Annotated in this window: 11 protein-coding genes; 1 reads left to right on the forward strand and 10 read right to left on the reverse strand. The window is 31.4% G+C overall.

Translation table 11 applies throughout. From position 1 onward, the window contains the following. Positions 1 to 67: 67 nt before the first annotated feature. From LNQ49_RS04325 to LNQ49_RS04360, 8 genes are all read right to left on the reverse strand, one after another. Positions 68 to 577: a CAP domain-containing protein gene (locus LNQ49_RS04325; protein ID WP_229987490.1), complete on the reverse strand. Its 510-nt coding sequence runs from the start codon at positions 575 to 577 to the stop codon at positions 68 to 70. A 171-nt stretch (positions 578 to 748) separates the two neighbouring features. Then, entirely contained in the window at positions 749 to 1393 is a 645-nt protein-coding gene (pdxH, locus tag LNQ49_RS04330; RefSeq protein ID WP_229987491.1) for a pyridoxamine 5'-phosphate oxidase, read from the reverse strand. Between the two features lie 103 nt (positions 1394 to 1496). Continuing rightward, entirely contained in the window at positions 1497 to 2402 is a 906-nt protein-coding gene (locus tag LNQ49_RS04335; RefSeq protein ID WP_229987492.1) for a ribonuclease Z, read from the reverse strand. A 99-nt stretch (positions 2403 to 2501) separates the two neighbouring features. Continuing rightward, positions 2502 to 2834 (reverse strand): ribonuclease Z, encoded by a 333-nt coding sequence (locus LNQ49_RS04340; protein ID WP_229987493.1) that lies wholly within the window; start codon positions 2832 to 2834, stop codon positions 2502 to 2504. 73 nt (positions 2835 to 2907) lie between these two features. After that, complete coding sequence (locus tag LNQ49_RS04345; protein ID WP_039112741.1) at positions 2908 to 3834, reverse strand: aspartate carbamoyltransferase catalytic subunit; 927 nt, start codon at positions 3832 to 3834, stop codon at positions 2908 to 2910. A 53-nt stretch (positions 3835 to 3887) separates the two neighbouring features. Beyond that, positions 3888 to 4427, reverse strand: a complete 540-nt coding sequence (gene pyrR / locus LNQ49_RS04350) for a bifunctional pyr operon transcriptional regulator/uracil phosphoribosyltransferase PyrR (protein WP_229987494.1) — start codon at positions 4425 to 4427, stop codon at positions 3888 to 3890. Positions 4428 to 4614: 187 nt separating this feature from the next. Further along, the gene (locus LNQ49_RS04355; RefSeq protein ID WP_229987495.1) at positions 4615 to 7359 is read right to left on the reverse strand and encodes a fibronectin type III domain-containing protein; all 2745 of its coding nucleotides are present in this window, start codon (positions 7357 to 7359) and stop codon (positions 4615 to 4617) included. Positions 7360 to 7500: 141 nt separating this feature from the next. Further along, a complete protein-coding gene (locus LNQ49_RS04360) occupies positions 7501 to 8706 on the reverse strand; it encodes a DUF418 domain-containing protein (RefSeq protein WP_229987496.1) in 1206 nt (401 codons plus the stop codon). A 257-nt stretch (positions 8707 to 8963) separates the two neighbouring features. Here LNQ49_RS04360 and LNQ49_RS04365 point away from each other — a divergent pair, with 257 nt between their 5' ends. After that, the gene (locus tag LNQ49_RS04365; protein WP_229987497.1) at positions 8964 to 9137 is read left to right on the forward strand and encodes a hypothetical protein; all 174 of its coding nucleotides are present in this window, start codon (positions 8964 to 8966) and stop codon (positions 9135 to 9137) included. A gap of 61 nt (positions 9138 to 9198) precedes the next feature. On the opposite strand, the gene LNQ49_RS04370 is transcribed toward LNQ49_RS04365, so the two are convergent. Both LNQ49_RS04370 and LNQ49_RS04375 read right to left on the reverse strand, forming a co-directional pair. After that, positions 9199 to 10815, reverse strand: coding sequence for an ABC-F family ATP-binding cassette domain-containing protein (locus LNQ49_RS04370; RefSeq protein ID WP_229987498.1), 1617 nt, complete (start codon positions 10813 to 10815; stop codon positions 9199 to 9201). Positions 10816 to 11081: 266 nt separating this feature from the next. Beyond that, on the reverse strand, positions 11082 to 11855 hold the full coding sequence (locus tag LNQ49_RS04375) for a TlpA family protein disulfide reductase (RefSeq protein WP_229987499.1): 774 nt from the start codon (positions 11853 to 11855) through the stop codon (positions 11082 to 11084). Positions 11856 to 12051: the final 196 nt, after the last annotated feature.

The raw sequence follows: 12051 nt of genomic DNA on the forward strand, positions 1-12051 counted from the left end.
AATAAACCAGTAACATAAAAAGGGTTCTTCTATATCTATTTCTCTTATCTAAAAAAATAGATTCAAATTATATTTTTGCGAAAATATTAGTATAATATTTTCTTCCATTTTCAGGATCTATCTTTATTGCCATACCAAAATGTGTATAATCACCTTCGATATTTTTTTTATGTCCAGCACTTGCTAACCATGCTTTTAATACAGCCTCAGGTGTATTATAATTATAAGCTACATTCTCACCAACTTTTATCGCTCCTAAAACTTTAATTATGTTTTCTGAACGAGCAACAAAATCATCATGATTAACTACATTATTAGCAATCATATACATATCATGTTCTTCTGATTTAAAAGAAATATGATTTATTGCTTTCAATTCATTTAATCCAACACTAACTCTATAATCATTAATCAATTTCATTGTCTCAAGTTCCGATTGATTATAGGTATAGTTGGTAACAACTCCTGAAGAAACACCCGATTCTTGTTCTGAGCCTGAATCAACCGAATCAGACGCGCAAGAATTCATAGTAAAAACAATTACTATCAGCGATAGGATATGAATTTTTAGTTTCATAAATCAGTAAGTTTAAGTTTAAAGTAGATTGTGGGGCAAACTCTTTAAAATGGTATTTTTATAAAATTTGTTTCTTATTATTAGTTAAATCTACATATTTTATCGTTAAACTACCAAAAAAAACCGATGAACTACATCATAAAACTTTTTTTAAATGTATTTTTCTTACAATCAAGACGAAAGTCGCTCAATTTTCCATGAATAATCATCTTGAACAACGTATCTAATTCTATCATGTAACCGATTTGGTCTTCCTTGCCAAAACTCAACCTCAACTGGAGTAACAAGAAAACCACCCCAATGTTTAGGTCTTGGAATTGCCTTTCCTTCAAATTCTTTCTCCAATACTTTTAAGTTCTCTTCTAGAAATGTGCGTGATGGAATCACCTCGCTCTGATTAGAAACAATAGCTCCTAGTTTACTCCCATCAGGTCTTGAATCAAAATAACCATCAGAAACTGACTCTGATGTTTTGGCAGCAACACCTTTAATAATTACCTGACGCTCAGAATTAGGCCAAAAAAAAGACAAACAAACATGTGGGTTATTTTGTATTGCTTTTCCTTTTTCAGAATTATAATTAGTATAAAAAATAAAGCCTTCCTCTGAGAATTTTTTCAATAAAACAACTCTCGATTTCGGAAAACCATCTAATCCTATTGTAGATACTGTCATAGCATTTACTTCATCTACACCTCCAAAGTCTTCTACTTCATGAAACCATCTATTAAAAAGATTAATTGGATCTTCTGGAATAGTAGTTTCTAGTAATTCACTTTTCTCGTAGGATTTTCTATAATTACTTAAATCATTCATTTTTTTAGACATTTTAGATTGTAGATTTTAGAATCCTTAAAATTAGGATTTAGGTTATTTAATTCTTAGAAACTTAGCTTCTCAAAATCTTAGAGCCTCTATATTAAAACTCAAAACTTTTCCCATCATCAGCCAATAAGACGTTTGGAAAAATAGTTTCTGCTTCTTCTTTAAACAATTCGATACTTTCATATCTAGTTGAATAATGCCCCAATACCAATTGTTTTGCATTGGCCTTTAACGCTATTGTAGCAGCTTCTTTGGCAGTTGAATGTAGTGTTTTCAAAGCAAGGCTTTCTTCAGATTGTAAAAAGGTACTTTCATGATACAGCACATCTACATTTTCTATAATAGGAATTACAGCTTCATGATAAACCGTATCTGAGCAAAACGCATAACTTTTGGGTGGCAAAGGATCCAATGATAACTTTTCATTTGTAATGATTGTTCCATCATCCAAAGTTACATCTCCCCCATTTTTTATTTTTTGAAAATAACAAGTATCAATATTATAATGCTGAACTGCATCAATATCTAATTTTCTTTCACTTAGTTTCTCTTGAAATAAAAAGCCGTTGGTATATACTCGATGCTTTAATGGTATTGTAGTTACAATAACCTTTTGATCTTCAAAAACAACTTCGCTATTATCAGATTCTAACTCATGAAAAAACAAACCATAGTTTGTCCATGAACTAGATAATTTTAGTTGTAGTAATATAATTTCTTTAATACCTTTTGGTCCATGGATATGCAAATCTGTTGTTCTGCCCAAAAGACTAAATGTAGATATTAATCCAATTAGACCAAAGAAATGATCCCCGTGTAAATGCGAAATAAAAACATGATTAATTTTAGAGAATTTTACTTTGTTTTTACGCAATTGCACCTGAGTACCTTCTCCACAATCAATAAGAAACAATCTGTTCTTAATTTCTAATAGCTGAGAAGTTGGATTTGTAAGTGTTCTTGGAGTGGCGGCATAACAGCCTAATATTGTTAATTTCAATTTTATGTTTGTTTATTCGTTTATTTGGTAAATTGGCTAATCGCTCAAGATTAAAACAGCAAAGTAAATCAATTAAACAGTCAAAAAATTAACCTATTTTTAGAATCCTAAATCTCTTTCGATTTCATCCATTTCTATTATATCATGTGCCTCTAAAATCGAAGGAACAACAATTAAAGCATTTGGTACTGCATTGTAATCTATATCTGAAACTACAATTACAAAAGATTTTTTAGCTTTTTTATATTGTTTTGAAAGAGGCAATAATAATTTAATATCGTTTATAGTCAAATCTTTATGAGCTAACAAATCGATAATAATATTATAATTTTCGAAGGTTTTAAACTGCTGCGTGATTTTATCCAGAAAAGAAGTAAAATCTCCCTGAGTATCTTTAATTATTGTTGTATGTCCTTTTTGATCTACTTTCATTTTTTCACTTGCTTTACATTCATTAATCCTTAAATATATCTTTGGAACAACGAAGGTAGTTTCTTTTTGCAATTTATTGGATTTTTGAAGCCAAAAGATAAATAACTGCCATACGAACAGCTACTCCATTTTCGACTTGATTTAAAATAACCGAATGTTCTGAGTCAGCTACTTCAGATGTTATCTCTACTCCCCTATTTATTGGTCCAGGGTGCATAATTACAATCTCTTTATTTAGAGAATCTAATAATGCTTTATCTACTCCATATTGTTGCGAATACTCTCTTGTTGAAGGAAAGAAATTCACATCCATTCTTTCATTTTGTACACGTAGCATATTAGCAACATCACACCATTCTAATGCTTTACGTAAATTAGGCTCTACTGTAACTCCTAGCGATTCAATATATCTAGGAATTAATGTCTTTGGTCCACATACTTTTACTTCAGCTCCTTGCATTTTCAAAGCATAAATATTAGACAACGCAACTCTTGAGTGCAAAATATCTCCAACGATTACAACTTTCTTTCCAGCTACATCCCCTAGTCTTTCTCTAATAGAATAGCTATCTAATAATGCTTGAGTTGGATGTTCGTGTGCTCCATCTCCTGCATTAACAATACTAGCCTTTACATTTTTGGATAAAAAATAAGCTGCTCCAGGATTTGCATGACGCATAACAACCATATCCACTTTCATAGAAAGGATGTTATTTACTGTATCAATAAGTGTCTCTCCTTTTTTAACTGATGATTGTGCTGCCGAAAAACTAATAACATCGGCTGATAATCTTTTTTGTGCTAGCTCAAATGAAAGTTTTGTTCTTGTACTGTTTTCAAAAAATATATTGGCAATCGTAATATCTCTTAACGAAGGAACTTTTTTAATTGGTCGATTAATAACTTCCTTAAAATGATCGGCAGTTTCAAAAATTAGGTTAATATCATTCTCGTTGATATACTTTATTCCTAACAAATGATTTACGCTTAATTCTTTCATTTTCTTTTACGATTATTATTTTTGAATGGTTGACTTTTAATGAATTTGTCTGTTTAACTAGTTATCAAATAAACAACATCTTCACCATCATTTTCTTTCCAACTCACAATCACTTTTTCATTATTGATAGCATCTACCTGTCTGCCGCGATAATCGGGTTGTATTGGTAAATGTCGGCTAAAACGCCTGTCGATTAACACCAATAATTCAATTTCTGCAGGTCGCCCAAAAGATTGAATAGCTGTTAATGCTGATCGAATACTTCGTCCTGTGAATAAAACATCATCTATGAAAATGACTTTTTTATCCTCTACTATAAAATTGATTTGGGTTTTATTAGCTTCTAATGGTTTATCTGTTCTTCGGAAATCATCTCTAAAAAAAGTAATATCCAAATAACCCAACGTAATCTCGGGTGTATTGTATTCTTTTTCTAATAATTCTTTCAATCGTTCTGCCAGGTAGACACCTCTAGGCTGTATTCCTACCAAAATCGTATCTGAAAAATCAAGATGCTTTTCTATCAATTGACAGGCCAAACGATGTAATATGATAGTAACTTCTTTTGAATTAAGTAATACTTTTTGACTCATAGTAAAGTGTAGTGTTTGGTTGGGCAAAAGTACAATAATTTTATGAATCTTATGTTTTGATTGTTTGAAAAATAAAATATCTATTGTTATACCTATAAAACACAATTCTTAACTTACTCTATATAAACAAAAAAGCCTCTGCAGTTGCAGAAGCTTTTTAAACTAAATAATTTTATTGGCTCTCTAATTATTTCACAATTAGCTTTGCTGTAAACAATTTACGAGAATGAATTTTTAAAATATAAACTCCTTTTGGTAAATCTTGATTTATTAAAGAATACTTATTGTTGTTCACATTTTTTGTAACATATAATAGCTTCCCTTCTATATTATAGATTTCTATTTCATCAATAGGATATTCCGACTGAATAAAAGTTTCTTTATTACTGCTAGTTGGATTTGGATACACCATTAGTCCATTATCAATTTTAAATTCACCATTACCAAGTTTACTGTCAATCACTTCAAATGTAACTCTGTTTGATACTTCATTATAAGAGTCATTGGTGAACATTACTAGAAAATAATTTCCTTTTTCTGTAGGCAACTCGGGAGCAACTATATTTTTAGTCCCTTCAGAAAGACCTTCAAAATAAGTATAACTTACCAATGGTTTGGCGTTAGGATCATCACCTTCATGATAGATTCCTAACCAATCTTTTACAATTCCTGGAGCATCTGTCCATGAAGCTGTAATTTGTTCGCCAAGATCGTACACTGGTTTATTAATCCACAATTCAGTTACAACTGCTCCAATCTTAAAGTAGACTTTATTACCAATAGCATTAAAACTATCTTGTAAATAATACTCGGCATAATAATATCCTTTTGGTAAACCACTAAATGATTTTGCATCTGCAACTGTTGTAACATATTGCCAACTTAATGAAGGAACTCCTGATCCTGGATTAACGCCCATTCTATAAATTCCTATCCAGTCTTTGGCCAATTGCGGTCCATTGGTATAATTAACAATTACTGGTGTACCAATTGAATATTCAGTATTATCAGTAGTCAATACTGGAACTGGTCCTACATAAAAATATTTTCGGGGAGCAATTTCAGTATATCCTCCATTTGAGAATATAACAGCATAATAGCGTCCTTTATTAGCTAATCCTTTTGGAAAATTAATAAATCCGCTTGGACTTCCATTTGTATATTGCCAAGTTAAAGATGGTGTCGATGATCCTGGTGTTTGTCCATCTTTATATAATCCTACCCATGTCGATGTACTCGCTGGAGCATCTGTAAAATCAACTTTAATTGGTGCGTTCAGCGAATAGGTTAAAGCATCAGTTATTATCTCTGTGTTTACAGTATTACTTCCAGTAACAGTAAATGTTTGTGCATCACTCCAAGGAGACCATTCTAGATTGCGGTCTCTATATCTAACTTTTACATAATACTTACCATTAGAAAGCGAATTTGAAGCCAAATCCATTTTGGTAATATCTACACCTAGATTTATATTAACAGTTGAATCTTTTTGAGTACCGTATTTACCATATAAATTCTCAAAATCTCGATATACTTCTTTTTTAACGATATCAAATGTTGGCGTTTGTGAAATCAAAAACTGACTTGTATTTAATAACTCACTTGTTGTAGTGCTATATGCCGAACCATTTACTGTTAGTGGCAATGTAACATTCCCTGTAAAAGTATTGGTGATGGATGGTTTTGCTGGTGCTACTTTATTTTTATATCTATGAAACTCATCCATTAATTGGTTGTTCTTCCATTTATCTACACTACCAATTGAATAACTTTCGATATCCATCTTTCCGTTTATTACATCAATATCAACAATTTGGTAAATCCAATTGCATATTGTTTTTTGTACATCTTCAAAATCTTGCTCTGTAGAAGAACCCCAATATTGATCCCAAGCTGTACCTCCAGAAATAATATTATAAGTAGGCGTATTTTTTAATTGTCCTCTATGATAAAGATGATGGTGTGCCCCAATGTGCATAGAATATTTAGGCGAAGTTACCAACAATGGAACTGCTGTATTACGAACCCAAGTAGAGATATCGCCAACATACTGCTCTGCTTGATAGGGTCTGTGACTTAAAGAAAAAATCCATTCTACCGTATTATCAGTATTCGCAGCAGCGAGAACCTGTTGCAACCAAGTTAACTGGGCTGCACCTGTATGCTCTGAGCTTAAACTAATAAATAAAACATTTCCTGCTTGTTGCGCATAATAATTCTCTGTTCCCGATGAAATTCCTTTATATGAAAGTTCACTAATATAAAAATGATCATAATACGAATTCATTCCAAGTGTTCCATACGTTTCATGATTCCCTACTGTAGTCTGAATCGGTATATTACCCGATAATCCTCTATTCTTTTTAAAATGTACATTTTCATAATGATCTAAAGTACCTACATCCACTTGGTCTCCTACCATAAAAGTCATAGCAATATTATCCTCTGGAGATAAAGTAGCCCCCCATTTTTGTCTTATTTTTCTTTTTGCAGCTGACACTAAAGAATCATAACGCGGTACTGCTTTTAATTGATTATCTCCCATAATCAAAAACCGAATGTGGCCGTCTGCAGTAGCTGCTTGACCCGGATTAGGCAATGTTTTAAACGAATAAACCGAAGACACATCTGCTCCGGTTTTTATTCTGTAATAATATTTAGTATTAGGCGAAAGATTAATCAATTTCGCACTGTGATAGAAATAATTTCCTGGGTATCCCGAATCTGTAAAAACATTCGTATTCCCTGTAACAGTAACATTAAGACTAGACGCTGTTGTTCCGTATTCTACAATAGTCTCTGGATTACTAGATGTTTTCCAGTTAACATAAATAGACGTTGGCGTTGCGTTTTGCAAATAAGGAAATAGATTTTGTGCTTGCGAAGCTAAACCTACACCTAAGAATAGTAGTAAAAAGTAGAGTTTTTTCATAAGTTGTTTTTTCGTTGTTTAGACGAAGCAAAAGTATTCTACCAAAAAGCAAATACTTTTAAGACAACATTACCCTTCTTTTATCTTTACCACTCTTAAATGTAAAGAAGCAGTTAAAATCAACTGATTGTAACCGAATAGTTAAGCGGCAATAGCTTTTTTTTCTTTTCCAAAAGATATCCAAGTCAGTTTATGCCACAGTGCTTCTAATGGTCCTTGTTTATGCGTTTTGAGCCACCATGTACAGAATCCTAGTTGTAATAAAAATAAAACGATACCAATTAACAAACTAAAGGTTGCACCAGTGTATTCAAAAAGTCCTAGACCATAACGATAGTAAATAAACGATCCCACAATTGATTGAGAGAAATAACTTGTCAGACTCATTTTTCCAAAAGGGATTAGTTTTATTAAAACCTTATTTACTGATTCTTTTTGGTACAGCAATACAAATGAGCTGACCAAAACAACCATAAAAGTAACATTTGACCAAGAAGTAAAAATTATCAATAAACTATTTACTAAATCTTTATTTGTAATAAGTTCTGGCAAATAGGTTTTGAATGCAAAAAAAGGAATAAACAATATAATAGCATATTGCAGTGCTTTTTTCCAAAATGCAATACTTGCTGGAGAAGTTACAAAAAGTTGTTTTCTTCCTGCGATCATTCCAAACATAAATAAAGCAGGAGCCTGAAAAAACCTTCCGTTTTCCCATGACCAAAACACTGAAGCCCATCTCCCTATTGATAAATTTCCTACTGAATGATCTACAAATGAATTCCCGCTCAAATAAGTATGCATATTGCCATAATAAGCATTTGATAGATTAAGTGGCAAAATATAATCTGGGTTGTAAAGAATATTAAAAAAATTAAACCATTCCATAGGAAGCATTAACAAGAAAGTAGCAAGTAGCAATACATACTTGGTTTTTAGGTTACAAACAGGAATTAATATCAATCCTAAAATAGCATACATCATTAATATATCTCCTGAAAAAAAGACAGTATTTACCAACCCAAAAACAAATAATATGGCAAGCCTCCAAACATATCTCCATCTAAAATCATTTCCTTTTTTTAATTGATTATCATATTGGATAAAAAAACTAAACCCAAAAAGAAGTGAAAAAATAGCATACGATTTTCCTGCAAAAAGGAAGAACAGAGTATCCCAAATTATCTTATCTAATACTTTGATTGGTTCAGGTAAATATTCGGGTAAATAATAGAAATCAAAATGTTCTAAATTATGAAGTAACATAATCGCCATGATGGCTAAACCACGTAATGCATCTATAACTTCTATACGAGGAGATTTTAAACTAAAAGCATTTTCTGACATAATATCTTAAGGGTTAAATTATAGTTAATAGACTCAAATATAATTTTATTTCACGAAAATTAACAATCCAAATCCTCAATTATATTACCCCCTAACAGCCTAATTTTCAATTATTCTCAACTATTTTTACTAAAATTAAAAATTAAATAATAAAAGATTTTCAAGAAATTATATAACATCCATTTTCTGTTATTTATTAACTTCACAATTAAGATAATGACGATTGTCTTTTTTAATTAATTTAAAAATACAAAATCATGAAAAGCAAATTAACAACAATACTAGTCGCCTTGATATTATCCCTCTCACTTACTAGCTGTGAGGCTATTGAAGGCATTTTTAAAGCAGGAATGGGAGTCGGTGCTTTTGCCGTAATTATAGTAATCGTTTTAATAATTTATCTTATTATTAAAATCCTTGGAAAGAAATAAAATAAAAAAAAATCCCATTTGCTTAAGCAAATGGGATTTTTTAAAAGATATATTTTAAGTATTAAGAATACATTTTTACTCTTAATTCTTGTACTTTTTCATCATCTAAGTATTCATCAAATGTCATATAACGATCGATAACTCCATTTGGCGTAAGCTCTACTACTCTATTACCTACAGTTTGAGCAAACTCATGATCATGTGTTGTAAAAATCACTGATCCTTTAAAGTTTTTCAATGAGTTATTAAATGCTGTAATCGACTCCAAATCTAAGTGATTTGTAGGCTCATCTAGCATTAATATATTAGCTCTTTCCATCATCATTCGAGACAACATACAACGTACTTTTTCTCCTCCTGATAAAACTCTACTTGTTTTTAAAGCCTCTTCTCCTGAGAAAATCATTTTCCCTAAAAATCCTCTAATAAAAACCTCATCACGCTCTTCTTCAGTTTTTGCATATTGACGTAACCAATCTACTAAACTCAAATCGTTTTCAAAGAAAGAATGGTTCTCTGCTGGTAAATACGCTTGATTAGTTGTAATACCCCAATCAAAGGTACCTGAATCTGCCTTTTTATTGTTGTTTAATATCTCGTAGAAAGCTGTAGTTGCACGTGAATCTTTTGAGAAAAGAACGATTTTATCACCTTTTGCCATATTCAAATGCACATCTTTAAACAAAAGATCTCCATCAATTGAAGCGCTTAAGTTTTCAACATTTAAAATTTGATCTCCTGCTTCACGATCTTGATCAAAAATAATTGCTGGATAACGACGGCTTGATGGTTTTATCTCTGAAATATTAAGCTTACTGATCATTTTTTTACGAGAAGTTGCTTGTTTTGACTTTGCAACGTTGGCACTAAAGCGACGAATAAATTCTTCTAATTCTTGTTTCTTTTCTTCAGCTTTCTTGTTTTGTTGCGCACGTTGTTTAGCCGCTAATTGGCTAGACTCATACCAAAACGTATAGTTTCCTGAATAATGGTTGATTTTACTAAAATCGATATCTGAAATATGTGTACAAACCGAATCCAAAAAGTGACGGTCATGCGATACTACAATTACTGTATTTTCATAATTAGCAAGGAAAGTTTCTAACCAAGCGATTGTTTCGAAATCCAAATCGTTGGTAGGCTCATCCATGATTAATAAATCTGGATTACCAAATAAAGCTTGTGCCAAAAGGACACGAACTTTAATTTTTCCTTCTAGATCTCCCATTAATGTATAATGGTGCTCTTCGGCAATACCTAAGTTAGACAACATCGAAGCAGCGTCAGAATCAGCGTTCCACCCGTTCATTTCTTCAAACTGAACTTGTAACTCCCCTATTCTGTCAGCATTTTTATCGTTATAGTCTAAATAAAGTTCATCCATTTCTTTCTTAACAGCGTACAATACCTTGTTACCCATAATTACGGTTTCAAGAACTGTATGCTCATCAAACATGTTGTGGTTTTGATTTAAAACCGACATACGTTTTCCAGGCTCTAAATGAATATGTCCTGAGGTAGGATCCATTTCGCCTGAAATTATTTTAAGAAAAGTTGATTTTCCAGCACCATTGGCTCCGATAACTCCATAAATATTTCCGTGAGTGAAAGTTGTATTTACTTCGTCAAACAAAATTCGTTTGCCAAACTGTACCGATAAATTATTGACTGTTAACATGAATGTCTATTTAATTAATTTTGTGCAAAAGTAGTGAAAAAGGTTCAGAGGTACAAAGAAACTAGGAGCCTAAGTTTTTTTATATCTCTTTTTAAACCAAATGTGTTATTTAAGCACGTTTAAGCCAAAAGAAACTACCTCTCACAAAGAAGCTAAACAGCAGAAAAAAAAGCTTTATATCTTATCTCTTTAATGAAAAATCATCTCTAAGTTATTTTGCCTAAACTTATATTTCCTTAGATAATTTATACTGATTTAAAGAAAAACTAAAGCTTACTTTCTTTGGCTAAAGCCAATTCTAAACTTTCATAATTATTTAAAACTTTAGCAATAATCCCTTCTTTGTTAATTATGAAGTGTGTAGGAAAAGCATTTAATTGCAATGTTTCATTCATATAAATCTTCATATTAGGAATCACTGAATATGACAATGGCTTTCTTTTCAAAAATGCATTTAATTGTTCGGGAGTATCTTCGGCCAAACTCACAAAAATTATATCTTCTCTATTTTTATATTTTTCTACCAATTGATTCACATCAGGAAATTCTTTGATACAAGCTGCACAATGAATATACCAACATTTAATAACTACAATTTTGCCTTTCATAGATTCATTAGTAACAAGGGTACCATTCAAATCTTTAAAAGAGAATTTAGGAAAAATGGTGTTTTCCATTTTGAAATTCTTATACCCATCAAAAGCTTCTTGATTAATAGTTGCCTTTATACTTGTATCTGAATTGAGTGCAATTTTAAATAATTTATAATAACAAACAGTGTCCTCTGATTTTAATCGAATTGGAATATAGCTGCCATTTGCCAATTCATCTAAAAAAGTCTCTTTTGATATTTCTCTCGAAAGAGAATCTAGCGCGACAAAATCTCTTGAAAGCATAATATTTTTACTCTGATATGCCCACCAATCACTGTATGTCTTTTGAATTTTTATAGGATCAACTTCTGGATTTCCGTACTTCGCTTGACCGAAACTTGAAGTAAAAATTAGAAATAGTACAATAAGGCTGTGTAATTTATTCATGAATTTTAATGCAATAATTGGAGTCCAAAAATACTTAAAAAATTAAATAAAAAAACCTGGCACTATGTGCCAGGCTTATAATGATTTCCTCTAGGTAAAAACCAAATAACAAATTACCCAAATTCCATGCATTTGTCCAAAATATGAAAAATCTAATTAAAAAATAAATAACCAAACTCAATTTTAACTGCCCCAA

Origin of the sequence: Flavobacterium pisciphilum, from assembly GCF_020905345.1 — a bacterium.
In the GTDB taxonomy this organism is placed as follows: Bacteria; Bacteroidota; Bacteroidia; order Flavobacteriales; family Flavobacteriaceae; genus Flavobacterium; species Flavobacterium pisciphilum.

Excerpts from the sequence above, each read along its gene's own strand:
- LNQ49_RS04325 (WP_229987490.1), bottom strand. The coding sequence starts at position 577 with ATGAAACTAAAAATTCATATCCTATCGCTGATAGTAATTGTTTTTACT.
- pdxH (WP_229987491.1), bottom strand. The coding sequence starts at position 1,393 with ATGAATGATTTAAGTAATTATAGAAAATCCTACGAGAAAAGTGAATTA.
- LNQ49_RS04340 (WP_229987493.1), bottom strand. The coding sequence starts at position 2,834 with ATGAAAGTAGATCAAAAAGGACATACAACAATAATTAAAGATACTCAG.
- LNQ49_RS04345 (WP_039112741.1), bottom strand. The coding sequence starts at position 3,834 with ATGAAAGAATTAAGCGTAAATCATTTGTTAGGAATAAAGTATATCAAC.
- pyrR (WP_229987494.1), bottom strand. The coding sequence starts at position 4,427 with ATGAGTCAAAAAGTATTACTTAATTCAAAAGAAGTTACTATCATATTA.
- LNQ49_RS04355 (WP_229987495.1), bottom strand. The coding sequence starts at position 7,359 with ATGAAAAAACTCTACTTTTTACTACTATTCTTAGGTGTAGGTTTAGCT.
- LNQ49_RS04360 (WP_229987496.1), bottom strand. The coding sequence starts at position 8,706 with ATGTCAGAAAATGCTTTTAGTTTAAAATCTCCTCGTATAGAAGTTATA.
- LNQ49_RS04365 (WP_229987497.1), top strand. The coding sequence starts at position 8,964 with ATGAAAAGCAAATTAACAACAATACTAGTCGCCTTGATATTATCCCTC.
- LNQ49_RS04370 (WP_229987498.1), bottom strand. The coding sequence starts at position 10,815 with ATGTTAACAGTCAATAATTTATCGGTACAGTTTGGCAAACGAATTTTG.
- LNQ49_RS04375 (WP_229987499.1), bottom strand. The coding sequence starts at position 11,855 with ATGAATAAATTACACAGCCTTATTGTACTATTTCTAATTTTTACTTCA.